General features: G+C 62.3%; 17 protein-coding genes. 4 read left to right on the top strand and 13 right to left on the bottom strand.

The window, feature by feature from the left end:
• Nucleotides 1–79: 79 nt before the first annotated feature.
• The 12 genes from ACZRJ6_RS19600 to cbiE form a co-directional block, all read right to left on the bottom strand.
• Nucleotides 80–1,090, bottom strand: coding sequence for a FecCD family ABC transporter permease (locus ACZRJ6_RS19600; protein WP_463969156.1), 1,011 nt, complete (start codon nt 1,088–1,090; stop codon nt 80–82).
• Nucleotides 1,087–2,034, bottom strand: coding sequence for an ABC transporter substrate-binding protein (locus tag ACZRJ6_RS19605; protein WP_463969157.1), 948 nt, complete (start codon nt 2,032–2,034; stop codon nt 1,087–1,089). Before ACZRJ6_RS19605 ends, ACZRJ6_RS19600 begins: the two co-directional genes overlap by 4 nt.
• The gene (locus ACZRJ6_RS19610; protein ID WP_463969158.1) at nt 2,031–2,819 is read right to left on the bottom strand and encodes an ABC transporter ATP-binding protein; all 789 of its coding nucleotides are present in this window, start codon (nt 2,817–2,819) and stop codon (nt 2,031–2,033) included. Before ACZRJ6_RS19610 ends, ACZRJ6_RS19605 begins: the two co-directional genes overlap by 4 nt.
• A 149-nt stretch (nt 2,820–2,968) precedes the next feature.
• Complete coding sequence (locus ACZRJ6_RS19615) at nt 2,969–4,351, bottom strand: PepSY-associated TM helix domain-containing protein (protein WP_463969159.1); 1,383 nt, start codon at nt 4,349–4,351, stop codon at nt 2,969–2,971.
• Between the two features lie 89 nt (nt 4,352–4,440).
• On the bottom strand, nt 4,441–6,516 hold the full coding sequence (locus tag ACZRJ6_RS19620) for a TonB-dependent copper receptor (RefSeq protein ID WP_463969160.1): 2,076 nt from the start codon (nt 6,514–6,516) through the stop codon (nt 4,441–4,443).
• A 93-nt stretch (nt 6,517–6,609) separates the two neighbouring features.
• Nucleotides 6,610–7,023 (bottom strand): DUF2946 domain-containing protein, encoded by a 414-nt coding sequence (locus ACZRJ6_RS19625; protein WP_463969161.1) that lies wholly within the window; start codon nt 7,021–7,023, stop codon nt 6,610–6,612.
• A 21-nt stretch (nt 7,024–7,044) separates the two neighbouring features.
• Nucleotides 7,045–7,524, bottom strand: a complete 480-nt coding sequence (locus ACZRJ6_RS19630; RefSeq protein WP_463969162.1) for a copper chaperone PCu(A)C — start codon at nt 7,522–7,524, stop codon at nt 7,045–7,047.
• A gap of 46 nt (nt 7,525–7,570) precedes the next feature.
• Entirely contained in the window at nt 7,571–7,966 is a 396-nt protein-coding gene (locus ACZRJ6_RS19635) for a DUF2946 domain-containing protein (protein ID WP_463969163.1), read from the bottom strand.
• 103 nt (nt 7,967–8,069) lie between these two features.
• Nucleotides 8,070–8,393 (bottom strand): helix-turn-helix domain-containing transcriptional regulator, encoded by a 324-nt coding sequence (locus tag ACZRJ6_RS19640; RefSeq protein WP_149411094.1) that lies wholly within the window; start codon nt 8,391–8,393, stop codon nt 8,070–8,072.
• 5 nt (nt 8,394–8,398) lie between these two features.
• Nucleotides 8,399–8,731 carry a type II toxin-antitoxin system RelE/ParE family toxin gene (locus ACZRJ6_RS19645; RefSeq protein WP_463969164.1) on the bottom strand — a complete coding sequence of 111 codons (333 nt, stop codon included), beginning with the start codon at nt 8,729–8,731 and terminating at the stop codon, nt 8,399–8,401.
• Between the two features lie 56 nt (nt 8,732–8,787).
• On the bottom strand, nt 8,788–9,513 hold the full coding sequence (locus tag ACZRJ6_RS19650; protein ID WP_463969165.1) for a cobalt-precorrin-6A reductase: 726 nt from the start codon (nt 9,511–9,513) through the stop codon (nt 8,788–8,790).
• Nucleotides 9,510–10,715, bottom strand: coding sequence for a precorrin-6y C5,15-methyltransferase (decarboxylating) subunit CbiE (gene cbiE, locus ACZRJ6_RS19655; RefSeq protein WP_463969166.1), 1,206 nt, complete (start codon nt 10,713–10,715; stop codon nt 9,510–9,512). Before cbiE ends, ACZRJ6_RS19650 begins: the two co-directional genes overlap by 4 nt.
• Nucleotides 10,716–10,837: 122 nt before the next feature.
• On the opposite strand from cbiE, the gene cobG reads away from it, so the two are divergent.
• Genes cobG through cobJ form a run of 4 tightly spaced genes read left to right on the top strand, consistent with a single transcriptional unit; the run spans nt 10,838 to nt 15,150 of the window.
• The gene (gene cobG, locus ACZRJ6_RS19660; protein WP_463969230.1) at nt 10,838–12,154 is read left to right on the top strand and encodes a precorrin-3B synthase; all 1,317 of its coding nucleotides are present in this window, start codon (nt 10,838–10,840) and stop codon (nt 12,152–12,154) included.
• On the top strand, nt 12,147–12,773 hold the full coding sequence (locus ACZRJ6_RS19665; protein WP_463969167.1) for a precorrin-8X methylmutase: 627 nt from the start codon (nt 12,147–12,149) through the stop codon (nt 12,771–12,773). The genes cobG and ACZRJ6_RS19665 overlap by 8 nt, the downstream gene beginning before the upstream one ends.
• Nucleotides 12,773–13,504, top strand: coding sequence for a precorrin-2 C(20)-methyltransferase (locus ACZRJ6_RS19670; RefSeq protein ID WP_463969168.1), 732 nt, complete (start codon nt 12,773–12,775; stop codon nt 13,502–13,504). The genes ACZRJ6_RS19665 and ACZRJ6_RS19670 overlap by 1 nt, the downstream gene beginning before the upstream one ends.
• Nucleotides 13,504–15,150, top strand: a complete 1,647-nt coding sequence (gene cobJ, locus ACZRJ6_RS19675) for a precorrin-3B C(17)-methyltransferase (protein WP_463969169.1) — start codon at nt 13,504–13,506, stop codon at nt 15,148–15,150. Before ACZRJ6_RS19670 ends, cobJ begins: the two co-directional genes overlap by 1 nt.
• 155 nt (nt 15,151–15,305) lie before the next feature.
• Here cobJ and ACZRJ6_RS19680 read toward each other — a convergent pair whose 3' ends face one another.
• On the bottom strand, nt 15,306–15,902 hold the full coding sequence (locus ACZRJ6_RS19680) for a MarC family protein (protein WP_463969170.1): 597 nt from the start codon (nt 15,900–15,902) through the stop codon (nt 15,306–15,308).
• Nucleotides 15,903–15,961 lie beyond the last annotated feature (59 nt).

A 15,961-nucleotide genomic window follows, 5' to 3' on the forward strand; every position in this document is an offset into this window, starting at 1 on the left:
CAGCTGCGCACCATGAGCAGGCAGGGGAGGAGTGTTGGTGCGCAAGCGTGCGCTACAACGGGGCGGTAGCTGCCGGGTGTCAGCGCTTGCGCATCAACCCTATGAAAAACAGCCCGCCGATGGCCGCGGTGGCCACGCCAATGGGCAAGTCCTCCGGGGCAATCATTGTGCGTGCCGCGACATCGACCCACACCAGGAAGATGCTGCCCAGAAGCACGCACACCGGCAGCAAGCGCCGATGCTCGGCGCCTACAAGACGCCGGGCAATGTGCGGCACCATCAGCCCGACAAAACCGATGGAACCGCTGATGGACACCAGCACGCCGGTCATCAGCGAGGCGATCAGGAACACCTTGAGCCGCACATTGCGTGCGTTCAAGCCCAGGGTCACGGCAGTCTGTTCGCCGGCCATCAGGGCATTCAGCGGGCGAGCCATCCCCAGCAGCAGCACCAGCCCCAACAGTACGGTGGCGAAGGGAACCGCCAGCAACTCCCAGCGCGCCAGCCCCAGGCCGCCGAGCATCCAGAACATCACCGCCGACGCCGCGCGGTGATCGCCCATGAACAGCAGCAGGTTGGCCACCGCCATCATCACGAACGACACCGCCACGCCGCACAGCAGCAGGCGATCGCTTTCCAGGCGACCGTTGCGGCTGGCCACTGCCAGCACCACGATCATGCTTAGCAGCGCGCCGATAAAGGCGGCGATGGGCAGGGTCAGCAGGCCGACAATTTCACCGACATGCAGCACCACGATCACCGCGCCGAGGGTGGCGCCGGAGGTCACGCCCAGCAGGTGCGGGTCGGCCAGGGGGTTGCGCGTTACCGCCTGCAACACCGCGCCGATCAACGCCAGGCCGGCGCCCACCAGCGCACCGAGCAACATGCGCGGCACCCGGATCAGCCAGACGATATGTTCCTGGCCGACGCTCCAGTTCATCTCACCGATACCGAAGGCCTTGTGCAGCAAAATCCGCCACACCACGTCCACCGGTACCCGCGCCGAGCCGAACCCCAGCGAGACCACGCAGGAGACCAGCAACAACGCACCAAGGGCACTGAGCAACAAGGCGTAGCGACGGTTGATCATTCGCCGTGGAATCCCTTGGCCAGGGTTTCAACCGCCAGCACGTTGTCGATTCCTGGCGTGGCTTGCACGTAAGGGATGACGATAAAGCGCTGGTTCTTGATGGCGTCCACCGATTGCAGAGCCGGATTGTTCAGCAGGAATTGCTCTTTCTGCTCGGCGGTGGTTTCGCTGTAGTCGACGATCACGATGACCTGCGGATTGCGCTCCACCACGGTTTCCCAGTTGATGCGGGTCCAGCTGGCTTCGACGTCATCGAGGATATTGCGCCCACCGGCCGCATCGATCAGTGCTTGCGGCATGCCCAGGCGCCCGGAGGTCATGGCGCGGTCTTCGCCGCTGTCGTAAAGGAAGACGCGAGGTTTGTCAGCGGGCAGGCTTTTTTGCACCTCGGCGACTTGCTCCTGCATCTGTGCGATTAGCGTGTTGGCGCGGTCTTGCACGTCGAAAATCTTGCCCAGGTTGCGCAGGTCGTTGTAGGTGTCTTCAAGAGTGGCCGCCGGGCGCTTCATGACAAATGCGCAGGATTCGGTCAGCTCATAGACGTTGATGCCCAAGGGTTGCAGGGTTTGCGGGGTGAGGTCACCGCCCACGCGCATACCGTAGTCCCAGCCAGCGAAGAAGAAATCGACGTTGGCGTTGAGCAGGGTTTCCACTGACGGATACTTGCTCGCCAGCTCCGGCAGGCCGTCGAGGATCTGCGCCATTTGTGGGGTTACCGACTTCCAGCCGGTGACGCCGCTGTAGCCGGCCATATGTGGCTTGAGGCCCAGGGCGAGCATCATCTGGGTCATGTTGATGTCGTGGCTGACCGCATGTTTGGGGGCTTCCTTGAAGGTCACTTCGCGGTTGCAACTCTGGATTTTCAGCGGGTAAAGGGTCGATTCGGCGAAGGTCTGGGAAGCGCTGAACAACAAAGCGATGGACAGCAGGGAGCGCAGGATCATGGTTGGGTTATCCAGGTGATTCGGGGGTAGCCGGACAGGGGATGAGTGTCGATCAGCGCCTCGACGCCGAATACCTCGCGCAACAGTTCGACGGTCAGCACTTCGTGAGGCGTGCCGCTGGCGACGATGCGCCCGTGGTTGATCACATACAGGCGATCACAAAACGCGGCGGCCAGGTTCAGGTCGTGAATGCTGGCCAGGGTACCGATCTTCAGGCGTTTGACCAGCTTCAAAAGCTCAAGCTGGTAGCGCGGGTCGAGGTGGTTGGTCGGTTCGTCGAGGATCAGCAGTTGCGGTTGTTGGGCCAGGGCCCGGGCGAGAATAACCCGTTGCTTTTCGCCGCCGGAGAGGGTGGCAAAGGCATGGTCTTCAAAGCCCAGCAGGCCAACGGATTCGAGGGCCTGTTGAATCAGTTTTTGGTCTTCAATGGTGTTGCTGTCGAACAATCCCTTATGGGGTGTGCGGCCCATGGCGACCACCTCGTCCACCCGCAAACCGAAGGCATCGGGAAACTCCTGAAGCACCACGGCGATGCGCTGGGCGCACCAGCGCGAGGATTGCTTCCAGACGTTCTGGTGGTCGAGCAGTACCTCGCCGCTTTCTGGTTTGCTGAACCGATAGGCGCAGCGCAACAAGCTGGTCTTGCCGCTGCCATTGGGGCCGATCAACCCGACAAACTCCCCGGCACCCACCTGCAAACTGGCGTCACGCAATTGGAACTGGTGATGACAGTGGCCGTGACCCAATGGGGTCCAGGCGAGTTGGGTGAGGTTGAGTGAGGTCATTGGTTTCCTATCGGTTGTACACATTCAAGACAGATTTTTTTGGCGAGCGGAGATCACGCAGCAAGTGTTACAAGTTAACACTTGTTGCGTAGGGGGCGAAAGCCTGCGTAAGGCTACACAGTGCTTCTATGCAGGGCGTCTCGACTGCTTCATAGCGAAGGTGAAGCAGATTTACGCTGGCCAAAAAAACGCGCCAGCACCAGGCGATCCAACACCCAGACCACGATCAGAGACGCCCCCACCAGGGGAAAGACAATCGCCAGGCCCAGCATGATCACCATGGCGGCTTTCCACTTCGGCAGGTCATGGCGCAACGGCGGAACCCCGAGGCCGCCTTGTGGCCGGCGCTTCCACCAGATCACTACGCCGCTGACCGCGCTCAGCAGAATCATCAGGCAGATCAGCAGCACCAGGATCTGATTGACCACGCCGAACATCTTGCCTTCGTGGAGCATCACTCCGGTTTCAGTGGCCCGAGCTACGGTGTTGTAGTGTTCCCAGCGCACATCGGCCAGGACCTTGCCGGTGTATTGGTCGACATGCAGGGTGGCGTCGTTGCGCGGGTCGTTGGCGAACACCGCGATGGTGAATACGCCCTCGGCGGTGGTGGGGAAGGTGATGCTGTAGCCCGGTTCAACCTTGCGGGCGGTGGCCAGGTCCACGAGCTGTTGCAGGCGCAGGGTTGGCGCTGCCGGGCCGGTGCTCATGCCAGCGTGGTTCATGTGTTCGGCATGATCGCCGGACATCGGCATCGGCGTGTTTTCCATGGCCCAGGGCACGGTCTGTTGTGTGGCGGTATTGAGGACGCGCGCTTGTTGGTCGGACTGCGGCACGTTGTTCCACATCGCCGCCGGGAAGCGGTTCCACAGGTCGGCGTATTGCTTGCCCCAGAAGCCAGTCCAGGTCATGCCGCTAAGGATCATCACCAGCAAAAACGCTGCGCCCCAGAAACCGGTGACTGCATGCAAGTCGCGCCAGAACAGCCGTCCGCGACTGCCCAAACGTGGCCACAAGATCCCGGCCGGCGACTTGCCGCGCGGCCACCACAGGTACAGGCCAGAGACCACCAGCATCACGCCCCAACCGGCCGCCAGCTCTACCAGGCGGTCGCCCACGGTGCCGATCATCAGCTCGCCGTGAAGCGCGCGGGCGATGGCTTGCAGGTTATTTTTCGCGTCCTGCTCGCCCAGCACTGTCCCGCGATAAGGGTCGACGAATACCGTCACCTCGTGACCTTCGTTGAGCACGACAAATTGCGCGCTGCTGGTGGCGTCCACCGGCGGCAGGTATTTGCTGATGGTGCCCAGGGGATAGGCCGCCTTGGCTCGTTGCAGTTGTTCATCGGCGCTCAGTACATACTCGGCGCTTTGCACCTTGAGCAAGTCGCCATACATCAGTGGGTCGAGCTGGGGTTTGAACAGGTAGATGATGCCGGTTACAGCCAGCAGCACCATGAAGGGGGCGACAAACAACCCGGCGTAGAAGTGCCAGCGCCAGGCCAGGTTGTAGAAGGAAATCTTTGGAGGGTTCATCGGGGTTGCTCCGCAAGGCTTGTTATTTATCTGGCCGATCAAATTATTTGTTGTGGCAAGCAGGCTCGCCACAACAATGGTGTTCGCTGTCAGAAACTCATATCAACCTTGGTCCAGAGCGTGCGCCCCGGTTCGTTGATGGCTTGCGGGTCATTGGCTGGGTAGCCGAACCCGGCGTTGCCGGCGAGGTTCAGGTGCTCGGCGTAGGCTTTGCCGAACAGGTTGTCGACGCCGGTGCTGACCTTGAAGTTTTTATTGATGCGATACGCCGCGTTCAGGGAGAACACGCCAAAGCCCGAACTCTTGTCGAAGTCTTTGCCAACCACGTTGCCTTTGTTCTGGTCGATGCGGTTTTGCTCCGCGACCACTCGCCACAGAGCGCCGGCGCTCCAGTTGTCCTCGCTGTAGGTCAGGCCGAAGCGAGCATCCAGCGGTGGCATTTGCGGCAGGGCCTTGCCGTCGCTGCTGTTTTTACCCCAGGCATAGGCGAGAGTGGCGTCGGCTTTCCAGTTGGAGGTGAGTTTGTACGCCGCGCCCAATTCGCCGCCCATGATTCGTGCATCGATGTTCTGTGCCTGGGAAGTCGTGCCCATCATCCCTGGGGTGTAATTGAACAAAATATAGTCGCGCACCTGGCCGACGTAGCCCGAAGCCCAGGCCTCCAGGTCAGCGGTTTTGTATTGCAGGCCGAAGTCCAGCTGGGTGGTTTTTTCCGGTTTGACCGCGTCGAAGGCATTCACCGAGCCCGACGGCCCTGATTTTGGGGAAAATAACTCCCAGTAATCGGGGAATCGTTCAGCGTGGCCGAGGCCTGCGTACAGCGTGGTGGGGCTGTCGGACAGGTCGTGTTCATAACGCACGAAGCCGGAAGGCAGCGTGTCGGCGCGGGTGTTGTTGGCGGTGGGGTTGGCCCGAGCCATCATCCCGGAGCCGGTGCGCTGGCGAAAATCCTTGGCCGAGGCGCGGTCCAGGCGGGCGCCGGTGATCACGCGGTCATTGTCGGCGGCGTACCAGGTCAGCTCGCCGAACACGCCGTAGTTGTGGAAGTCGGCGTCCTTGTTGCGCGGCACGTCCTTGTAGGTATCGATACCCATGCCGCTGCGCTGGCGATGCTCGTTGGTCTGCGCGTCGATGCCGCTGATCAGTTGCACATCAGCCCAGCGCCAGGTGGCTTTGATCCGCGCGCCGAGGGTGCGGCGGTCGACGTTGGAAGCCATGGGACCTGCCATCATCCCGGTGCCCGACGGGGTGCGCAGGCTGTAGTTGTCCATCACATGGTCGGCGTAGTTGTAGTAGACCTGGGCCTCGACCTTGTCCAACACCTCGCCGATGTTGGATTTCTCGAAGCGCAGGCCCAGGCTTTCGCGCAGGAATTGCGAGCCGTCCATGCCGCGCCCGGCGTAGCGAGCCTCGCCATCGCCACGGCCGGCGGTCAACTCCAGCAGGGTGTCGGCGTCCGGGGTCCAGCCGAGGGCGACGTCACCGTTCCACTTGTCGTAGCGCGAGGCGACGGTGTCGTTGTTGCCGTCCTTGTAGTCGTCGGCGTGGGCCTGGTTACCAATCACCCGGACATAGCCCAAAGAACCGCCGGCGGCAGCGTCGATGACTTTATCGAAACGCCCGTTGGAGCCGGCCAGCACACTGGCGTTGACCCGCGTGCCCAACTCGCCGAACTGCTCCGGCTCGCGGTCGAACAGCACCGTGCCCGCCGAGGCGCCAGGGCCCCAGAGTACGGTTTGCGGGCCTTTGATCACCGTCAGCTTGTCGTAGGTTTCCGGGGAGATGTAGGAGGTTGGTGCGTCCATTCGCCCAGGGCAGGCGCCGAGCATCATGCTGCCGTTGGTGAGGATGTTCAGGCGCGAGCCGAACATGCCCCGCAGCACCGGGTCGCCGTTGGTACCGCCGTTGCGCACCAGGGCGAAGCCGGGGATGGTCTTGAGGTAATCGCCGCCATCACTGGCCGGCACCGGCTGGCGAGGGTCCTTGGGGTTGGTGATGATCGTCAGCGGCGAACTGGGGGCGATGGCGGTGATTACCGTAGGGCTCAGCTCATTGTTGTGCTCGGCGTGGTCGTCGGCGTGAGCCTGTGGCGCCAGTAGTGCGCCACACAGAACGGCAAGAACGGGGGTACATCCCATACGGGTGTCAGCAGAAAACCTGGACATGAAAAATTCCATCTATCAATCGTAAACAACACGGCCAGCAGCCTGTGGCTGTCTGTCTAAAGTCGGCCGGGCGTGGTTTCAGGGTGTGGGTGTTTACGAAGCGATGGGCGGTGCTCGGCTGCGGGCGCCGGGGAAAATGCTCTGCCGGGCATGGCCCAGGCGCGGGGAAGGGGTGATGGCGTTAGCGGGTGACGGGGCGCTGAGGGCGACGAACGACACGCTGCCAGGCAGCGCCGGGCAACTGAACAACAGGCTGCAATAGCCGCACTTTTCCCACAGCACAGGGTCGGCAGTGGGAGGCTTGCCGTGTTCGGGCGGGTGTTGACGTTCGCCATGGCAACTGGCGTCCATGCTCATCGGCATGGACATGCCGGCGTGATGATCCATCGGCATCGCTTGGGAAATCAGCGGTCCGATAAAGATCATCAGCATGGCAAACAGGCTGATCCAACTGCCGCGAGCAAGGCTTACGGGCTTGGTGGATAACCTGTTGTCCGGAGCGCCCATGATGGGGCCGGTCTTGGGTGGTTACTGAGCGTGCATGTGCTCGTGGGTGACCATTGGCGGCACTTTTTGCACCGACACTTGTACGTTTACCGGCCCTGCGTTTTCGAAGTGCAGGGTCAGCGGGAAATGCTTGCCGTCTTGCAAGACACTGCGGTCCTTCAGGCCCAGCAGCATCACGTGGTAGGCCATGGGGGCGAACTTCAGGTCCCCGCCAGCCGGAACGGCGACGCTGGGTACCAGTTGCATCTTCATCAAGTCGCCCTGCATCACATGCTCATGCAGTTCGGCCTTGGCCGCCACTGGCGTGTCGACGCTGAGCAGGCGATCAGGTTTGTCGCCCTGGTTATGAATCACAAAATACGCCGCGACGGTCGGCGCGTTGGGGGGCAGTTCCTGTGACCAGGGATCGCTTACCAGAAGGTCGCCGGCCTTGTAGTCATCGGCATTGGCGGCACACACCGGCAGCAACAACGCAGCCAGGAGCAGGGAAGATTTAAGCATGGCAGTTCTCCAGAATGGTTCAAAACGCAGGTCAATTGCGAAGTGATCAGACCGTCGGAGAGGCGCGGGGATTAAGGCTCGGCCATTGCTGGCGCGGCGTGGGGGATTGCAGTGACGGCAGCGGCAGGCTCTGCGCGGCGTCGAATCGAGTGACATACAACTGCGGCACATGCCCCGGCAGCGCCACCAACGGCGCCGAGCCCGAACAGCACCAGCAATGCTGCATGGTGGAGTGCTCGTCCTGCTGCGGCTCCTCTTGCTCCAGCGTTCCCAGGGAAATCGCCACCAGCTTGGTACCGCTTGAGGAGCAGAAGCTGCCCCACAGCAATTGTTCGCCAGGGCTCTTGGCCTGCTGCATCGCCCCGGCCATCGGCATGGCAAACGCATTGAACAGCACTGCAAAACAGGCGATCCAGGCAAATGCAAAGCGTTGACGGGCCATGGCGGACAATCCGTAGGGTTTAAACGATCAGATGGGTATTTAGCCTGATCGGGGTGGATAAGTAAAAACCGGGTGTGCGGTTTGGTGTCGCAGTGCTATCAGGCTAGGCCGCAGGCACTCCATGAACTTGCATATCGACGCCTAGCGCCTTCCTGACCACTGCGAATATCGCAGCCAGATTGTCCATGCTTGGATTGCCTTTGGCTGAAAGCATGCGATGAAGGCTTTTACTGGGTTTTGCTGTCTCTTTCGCCAAGCCTTCGAAGCCAACTGTGGCATTGACCAAATCACGCAGGATCACGCGCGAGATTTCTGGTTCGCCGTTGAGAAATAGCGTAGCAGCCTCATCCAGAAGAGCTTGGGCAAATTCAGGATCACGCTGCGCGCGTTCGGCAATGGTGTGTTTATAACTGCGGGTGAGCGCCATGTCGGCTACCTCTGGTGTTCCGATTTTTTGCAACGCTGATACTCGTTGATCAGCGACTTTGCTGCTTTGACATCTCTTTTTTGGCTGGACTTGTCGCCACCGCCAAACAGGATGATCAGCCGATGGCCTTCCTGTATCAGATAAATCCGGTAACCCGGCCCCCAGTTAATGCGGTATTCACCGAGCCCATCGAACCATTTGATATTGCTGGTATTGCCCATTTCAAGCCGAACCAATGCGTTTGAAACCTTAAGTGCCGCCTGCACACTCAAGGAAGAGAACCATTGACCGAACGGGCTGATCTGGTTTTCACGTTGGTATTCTTCGATCTCGATCATTGGCGACCCTGAAGGTAACAAATAGGTTACTGTTCAAGCAAGCGAATGATCCTGACTTATCGGGCGAAGTTTTCCAACGCAGCGAGTGTTTCTTCCAGCGACAAAAACTCCCGATCCACCCCCGCCAACACTGGCCGCTTCAACACCAACACCGGCACCCCACGCTCGCGCGCCACTTCCAGCTTCGGTTCGGTCGCACTGCTGCCGCTGTTCTTGCTGATCAGCACATCAATCTGCCTGCGTTCGAACAAGGCCCGTTCAGCCTCGATCAAAAACGGCCCCCGTGCGCCGATCACTTCGCAGCGTTTGTTGCCGGGATACCTATCCAGCGCCCGCAAGGTCCAGAACTGCTCGGCGGGGATTTCGTCGAGGTGTTGCAGCGGTTCGCGGCCCAGGGTGAACAGCGGGCGCTTGAAGGGCTTCAGCGCGACGATCAGCTCGGCCCAGTCGCCGACTTCCCTCCAGTCATCACCGGTCTGCGGCTGCCACGCCGGGCGGCGCAAGGCCCAGCAGGGAATGGCACACAGTTGCGCCGCACGAGCAGCGTTCTGGCTGATCTGCGCGGCGTAGGGATGGGTTGCGTCCAGCAGCAGGTCGATGCCTTGGTCGCGGATAAATTGCGCCAGGCCTTCAGTGCCACCGTAGCCGCCGACGCGAACCTGGCAGGTGAGGTCGGTGGGCACCCGGCCGATGCCGGCCAGGCTGTAGATATGCTGCGGGCCGAGGGTGCGGGCGATGGCCAGGGCTTCAGTGACGCCGCCCAGCAGGAGGATGCGCTTCATTGTGGTTTGATCACTTCCAGCAAGGTGATCGGCAGTGCCTGGCGCCAGGTGTCGAAGTCACCCAAAGGCTGGGCCTGGGCAACATGGATGCGGGTCAGCTCACCGCCGTGTTGTTCGCGCCAGGCCATCAGGGTCATTTCGCTTTGCAGGGTGACGGCGTTGGCGACAAGCCGGCCACCGGGGCGTAGGTGTTGCCAGCAGGTGTCCAGCACGCCGGCGCGGGTCACGCCGCCGCCGATGAAGATGGCGTCGGGAGCTTCAAGGCCATCGAGGGCTTGAGGCGCGCTGCCGCGTATCAATTGCAGGCCCGGCACGCCGAGGGCATCGCGGTTATGTTCGATCAAAAGCTGACGGCCTTCGTCCGCTTCGATAGCCAGCGCCCGACAGCTGGGGTGCGCGCGCATCCATTCGATGCCGATGGAGCCGCTGCCGGCGCCGACGTCCCACAACAGTTCGCCGGGAGTGGGCGCGAGACGGGCCAGGGTCATGGCGCGCACGTCGCGCTTGGTCAGTTGGCCGTCGTGCCTGAAAGCGGCGTCTGGCAACCCAGCCAACCGTGACAGACGTGCCGTACCCGGTGCAGCCAGGCAGTCGATGGCTACCAGGTTCAACGCGGCAAACGGCGAGTCTTGCCAATCCTCGGCAACGCCGTCGATGCGACGTTCAGCCGCGCCACCCAGGTGCTCGAACACACTTAAACGACTCGGGCCGAAACCACTTGAACACAACAAGGCAGCGATGGCCGCCGGGCTCTGGCCGTCGTTGCTCAGCACCAGTACGCGCACTCCGCTGGACAGGTGGGCATTGAGCGTAGCCAACGGGCGGGCGACCACCGACAACGTCAGCACATCCTGTAATGGCCAACCCAGGCGCGCCGCCGCCAGCGAAACAGAGGAGGGCGCCGGCAGGATCAGCAGCTCATTGGCCGCCACTTGCCGTGCCAGACTGGCGCCGACGCCGTAGAACATTGGATCACCGCTGGCCAGCACACACACCGGTTCACCACGCCCGGCCAACAGCGGTTCGAGGGAAAACGGGCTGGGCCACAGCTCCCGGTCACCGCGAATGCACACCGGTAACAAGTCCAGTTGGCGCTGGCCGCCAATGATCCTGGAGGCGTGCAGCAGAGCGTGCCGGGCATTCCTGCCCAGGCCTTTGAAACCGTCTTCACCGATGCCTACTACCGTCAGCCAGGGCGACATATTGATTCCTTGAACGACATCCGACGGGCAGGCTTTTCATGCCGTCGGACAAAGCAGGCATAATACCGCGCCTTTACCTGTGAACCGGTAGCCCGTTGAGTAGCCCCGTGAAGCCATTCCCACTGTCCAGCACCCTACGCCCCTCGGCTTGTCCGGGGCTGCTGCGTATTGTCCAGGCACTGGATGGCGGGATCTGCCGGATCAAGTTGGCGGGCGGTTCTATTCGCGCCGAACAGGCGGTAGCCGTGGCGGACGCGGCCCGGACCTATGCCGGTGGAGTGATCGAGGCAACCAACCGCGCCAACTTGCAGATTCGCGGGATCGGCGCCGAACACGACGCGCTGATCGCCTGTCTGCTGGCTGTCGGCCTGGGACCGACCACCGCCGCCGGTGATGATGTGCGCAACGTGATGCTCAGCCCCAGCGCTGGCATCGACCGGGACATGCTGTTCGACACCCGGCCCTTGGCGGACCAGATACTCGCTACCCTGCAAACCCACCCGCGTTTCCATGAGCTGTCGGCCAAGTTCGCCGTGCAACTGGATGGCGGCGAAGTGTTGGCAATGCTCGAACACCACCATGACCTGTGGTTGTCGGCCTGGGACGTTGACGGTCAGACGCTGCTGGCCTTCGGTCTGGCCGGCTGCCCTGGTCACGATGCGCCACTGGCCGCCGTACCGCTGGCCCAAGGGCATGCACTGGTGGTGGCGGTGTTGGAGCTATTTCTCGACCTGGCCCGCCCTGAACAGATCCGCATGCGTCACCTGCTGGCCGAAACGCCTGTGGATAACTTCATGGGGCAACTGGCGGCGCGTTTGAGTGTGCCTTTGCGGGCTGTCGACGGCTTTTCCCGCCGCCTCGGCCAGGCAGCGCTGCACGTGGGAACTTATCCACAGCGTCAAAAAAACCGGGTCCATGTCGTCGCCGTCGCACCTTTGGGGCGCCTGGATTCGAATATGCTCCAGGGCGCCGCGCAGCTGGCCGCTGCCTATGGCGATGGCAGCCTGCGTCTCACCCCGTGGCAAGGCGTGCTGCTGCCCAATCTGCGGGCACAAGATGCTGATGTTGTCAGCGAGAGCCTGGCGCAACTGGGCTTCCTCTGCTCGGCAGACCAGGCCCTGGCGCGGATGATCGCCTGTACCGGCTCCAGCGGCTGCGGCAAAGGACTGGCCGACACCAAGGCCGACGCCCTGTACCTGGCGACGCTGCTGCAAGCCAGTGGTCACGCGTTGAATGTTCACTTGTCAGGCTGCCCACGCTCCTGCGCTGCTGCCCATACCGCGCCGGTCACGTTGCTGGCGGTAAGCCCCGGTCACTACGACCTCTATTTTCGCGAAGCAGGCCAGCCGGGTTTCGGCCGTCTGCACGCGCGCACTCTTTCTATTGAAGCGACGGGCGCCCTGCTGCGCGCCCGCCCACGGAGCAACACCGATGATTGATTACATCCGCGACGGTCAGGAGATCTATCGCAACTCCTTTGCGATCATTCGCGCAGAGGCCAAGTTGGATCGCATCCCGGCCGACCTGGAAAAACTGGCCGTGCGGGTGATTCATGCCTGCGGCATGGTCGAGTCCATCGACGGTTTGCAGTTCTCCGAAGGTGCCGGCAAGGCTGGCCGCGAAGCCCTGGCCGCGGGTGCGCCGATCTTGTGTGATGCGCGGATGGTGTCCGAAGGCGTGACCCGTACCCGCCTGCCGGCCAACAACCAGGTGATCTGCACCCTGCGTGATGACAGCGTGCCGGCCCTGGCGCAGGAACTGGGCAACACCCGCTCCGCCGCCGCCCTTGAACTGTGGCGCCCGCACCTGGAAGGCAGCGTGGTGGTGATTGGCAATGCGCCCACCGCCTTGTTCTACCTGCTGGAAATGCTCGACGCGGGTGCGCCAAAGCCTGCGCTGATCCTCGGTTTTCCGGTGGGATTTGTCGGCGCCGCCGAGTCCAAAGCCATGCTTGCCGCTGACAGCCGTGGCGTGCCGTTTGTGATCATGCAAGGCCGTCTGGGCGGCAGCGCCATGGCTGCTGCTGCCGTCAACGCCCTGGCCACGGAGATCGAATAATGCAGGCACGCGGACGTTTGATTGGCCTGGGCGTTGGCCCCGGTGATCCGGAGCTGATTACCCTCAAGGCCCTGCGCCTGTTGCGCGAATCGCCGGTGGTGGCGTACTTCGTCGCCAAGGGCAAAAAGGGCAACGCCTTCGGCATTATCGAAGAGCACCTGGTGTCTGAGCAGACCCTGATGCCGCTGGTTTATCCCGTGACCACCGAAGCCTTGCCAGCACCGTTTTCCTACGAGCAAGTGATCAGCGACTTCTATGACGACGCCAGCGTTAAGGTGGCCGCGCATCTGGATGCGGGGCGCGACGTGGCGGTGATCTGTGAAGGGGACCCGTTCTTCTACGGCTCCTACATGTATTTGCACGACCGCCTTGCCGAGCGCTACGACGCCCAGGTTGTCCCGGGAGTGTGCTCGATGCTCGGTGGTGCGTCGGTGCTCGGCGCACCGCTGGTGTATCGCAATCAGAGCCTGTCGGTGCTCTCTGGCGTATTGCCCCATGACGAACTCAAGCGTCGCCTGGCGGATGCCGATGCGGCGGTGATCATGAAGCTGGGGCGCAACTTCACCAAGGTGCGTCAGGTGCTGGAAGAGTTGGGTCTGGCCGGGCGGGCGCTGTATGTCGAGCGTGCAACCATGGCCAACCAGAAAATCGTCGCCCTGGATCAGGTCGAGCCGATGTCTTCGCCGTACTTCTCGTTGATCATCGTTCCCGGTGAAAGGTGGCAAGGCTGATGACTCGTCCCGCGCCCGCGATTGTCATTCTGGGCAATGGCAGCCTCGCCACTGCTCGCAACATTCAGAAGTTGTACCCCGACGCGTTGATCCACGGCCTGGCCGAGCGGGTTGATGGCGCCGACCGGTTGTACAGCGAATTCGGCGCTACGCTGCGCCAGCTCTACCAGCGGGGCACGCCCATTATCGCCCTGTGCGCCGCCGGGATTGTCATCCGCACCCTGGCGCCGTTGTTGCTGGAAAAAGGCGAGGAACCGGCGGTGCTGGCCGTGGCCGAGGATGGCAGCGCCGTCGTGCCGCTGCTCGGCGGCCTGGGCGGGGTGAATGGGCTGGCGCGGGAAATCGCTGCGGCATTGGGTGTTGCCGCTGCGATCACTACCAGTGGTGAACTGCGTTTTGGTACGTGCCTGCTCAATCCGCCCAGCGGCTATCAGCTCGCTGATCTCGAGTTGGGCAAGCGTTTTGTCTCTGATCTGCTGGCCGGTGAAAGCGTACGCATCGAAGGCGTGGCGCCCTGGCTGGACCAGGCCAACCTGGCGCAGGATCAGCAGGCGCGCCTGGCGATTCATGTGGGCAGTGCCGAGCGCACGCCGGCGGCCAATGAGCTGCTGATCTACCCGAAGAGTGTGTGGGTAACGTGCCGTCCGGGAACGGGGTTGGCTTCGCGTATTCGTGTTGCCTTGCAAGAGGCCAGGATTGCCGTGCATTCCCTGGCGTGCCTGCTGGCCAGTGACAGCGACATGGCCAATCCCGAACTGCATGAAGCGGCGATGGAACTTGCCGTGCCACTGCGCTTCGCCGACGTGGTGACGAACGCCGACATCGTCATCACGGTGGCCGACGAACCTTTGGACCTGTCGCTCATTGGCCGTCCCCGTGGCCGTCTGGCGGTGATCGGCCTGGGCCCCGGCGCTGCCGAGCTGATGGTGCCAGCGGTCAAGGCCGAGCTGGCCCGCTGCACCGATGTGCTGGGCTACGAAACCTACGTGCGCATGGCCGGGCCGTTTCGGGCCGACCAGATCCAGCACTGCACCGACAACCGTGAAGAAATGCAGCGCGCGCGGCATGCCTTTGAACTGGCGGCCCAGGGGCGTTCGGTGGTGGTGGTGTCGTCCGGCGACCCCGGCGTGTTTGCCATGGCCGCTGCGGTGCTGGAAGCCTTGCACGAATCCAGCGATCCGGCATGGCAGCGTGTCGACCTGGAGATCCTTCCGGGCGTTTCGGCCTCGCTGGCCACGGCCGCTCAGGCGGGTGCGCCGCTGGGGCATGACTTCTGCGTGATGTCGCTGTCGGACAACCTCAAGCCTTGGTCGATCATCGAGAGACGCCTGGACCTGGCAGCCCAGGCCGACCTGGCCCTGGCGTTCTACAACCCGATCTCCCGTGCCCGGCCTTGGCAGTTGGGTCGCGCCCTGGAGATCGTCGCGCAGCATCGTACGGCCGAGACGCCTGTGGTGCTGGGCCGCGACATTGGTCGTCCGGGCCAGACCCTGCGCACCACCACCCTTGGGCAACTGACGCCGGACCAGGTGGACATGCGCACCATGGTGCTGATTGGCTCGTCCACTACGTGCACGTTCCCTCGGGCGGGTGGCGGCGAATGGGTGTACACGCCGCGCTGGTATGGCGAAAAACCGCTCTCCTGAAACAACGGCGGCCCCGCAATGGGGCCGCTGAAGTGCAAGCATGCCTGGTGCTGAATACATCTGTGGCCAACGAAGCCACGATCAAACGGCTGCGTGAGCGTGCGGGAGGCAAAGTACTGATGCCCATCGCCAAATACAGAATCTGACGGGGTGCCCTAGGGCACCAGATAACCGCGCACGCCGGTAAAGATGATCTGCGCCGCCAGCGCGCATACAAACAAACCCATCAGCCGGCTGACAATCTGCAAGCCCTGATCGCCGAGGATGCTTTCGATACGGTTGGACAGGTAAAGCACCACGCCCACAGTGAGGCTGGCCAGGGCAATGCTGAGGATTGCTATGATCTTGTCATCCCAATGGGGTTGGCTGACGCCCATCACCAGCAACGCACCGATAGTGCCGGGGCCGACTGTCAGTGGGATGGTCAGCGGGACGATGGTCACGTCCTGCTGCACGTTGTCGGTCTGCACTGCTGATTTACCCTGGGCCATGCCCAGGGCCGAGATGAACAGCACGCTGCCGGCGCCGATACGAAAGGCATCCACGGTGATGCCGAACACGCTGAAAATCACCCGCCCGAACAGATAGAGCAGGACACTCGACACCAGGGTCGCCAGTCCCACCTTCCAGGCCAGGCGCCGGCGCTCCTTGCTGGAATAACCACGGGTCAGGCTGATAAAGCAGGACAGTACGAAGAAGGGGCTGTACAGCACCAGCATCTTCAAATAAACACTGAACAACACGTGGAGCATGGTGGGAGCTCACAACGAAGGAGGGCGAGCGTGAGTTTACCCGCGATGAAGGCTGCTTG

The organism is Pseudomonas sp. C321 (assembly GCF_055407105.1).

Bases quoted from the DNA above. Each gene is read 5' to 3' on its own strand.
- ACZRJ6_RS19665 (WP_463969167.1), top strand. From the start codon at position 12,147: ATGATTGATTACATCCGCGACGGTCAGGAGATCTATCGCAACTCCTTT.
- ACZRJ6_RS19670 (WP_463969168.1), top strand. From the start codon at position 12,773: ATGCAGGCACGCGGACGTTTGATTGGCCTGGGCGTTGGCCCCGGTGAT.
- ACZRJ6_RS19625 (WP_463969161.1), bottom strand. From the start codon at position 7,023: ATGGGCGCTCCGGACAACAGGTTATCCACCAAGCCCGTAAGCCTTGCT.
- ACZRJ6_RS19615 (WP_463969159.1), bottom strand. From the start codon at position 4,351: ATGAACCCTCCAAAGATTTCCTTCTACAACCTGGCCTGGCGCTGGCAC.
- ACZRJ6_RS19610 (WP_463969158.1), bottom strand. From the start codon at position 2,819: ATGACCTCACTCAACCTCACCCAACTCGCCTGGACCCCATTGGGTCAC.
- cobJ (WP_463969169.1), top strand. From the start codon at position 13,504: ATGACTCGTCCCGCGCCCGCGATTGTCATTCTGGGCAATGGCAGCCTC.
- ACZRJ6_RS19630 (WP_463969162.1), bottom strand. From the start codon at position 7,524: ATGCTTAAATCTTCCCTGCTCCTGGCTGCGTTGTTGCTGCCGGTGTGT.
- ACZRJ6_RS19640 (WP_149411094.1), bottom strand. From the start codon at position 8,393: ATGGCGCTCACCCGCAGTTATAAACACACCATTGCCGAACGCGCGCAG.
- ACZRJ6_RS19620 (WP_463969160.1), bottom strand. From the start codon at position 6,516: ATGTCCAGGTTTTCTGCTGACACCCGTATGGGATGTACCCCCGTTCTT.
- ACZRJ6_RS19605 (WP_463969157.1), bottom strand. From the start codon at position 2,034: ATGATCCTGCGCTCCCTGCTGTCCATCGCTTTGTTGTTCAGCGCTTCC.
- ACZRJ6_RS19645 (WP_463969164.1), bottom strand. From the start codon at position 8,731: ATGATCGAGATCGAAGAATACCAACGTGAAAACCAGATCAGCCCGTTC.
- ACZRJ6_RS19635 (WP_463969163.1), bottom strand. From the start codon at position 7,966: ATGGCCCGTCAACGCTTTGCATTTGCCTGGATCGCCTGTTTTGCAGTG.
- cbiE (WP_463969166.1), bottom strand. From the start codon at position 10,715: ATGTCGCCCTGGCTGACGGTAGTAGGCATCGGTGAAGACGGTTTCAAA.
- ACZRJ6_RS19650 (WP_463969165.1), bottom strand. From the start codon at position 9,513: ATGAAGCGCATCCTCCTGCTGGGCGGCGTCACTGAAGCCCTGGCCATC.
- ACZRJ6_RS19680 (WP_463969170.1), bottom strand. From the start codon at position 15,902: ATGCTCCACGTGTTGTTCAGTGTTTATTTGAAGATGCTGGTGCTGTAC.
- ACZRJ6_RS19600 (WP_463969156.1), bottom strand. From the start codon at position 1,090: ATGATCAACCGTCGCTACGCCTTGTTGCTCAGTGCCCTTGGTGCGTTG.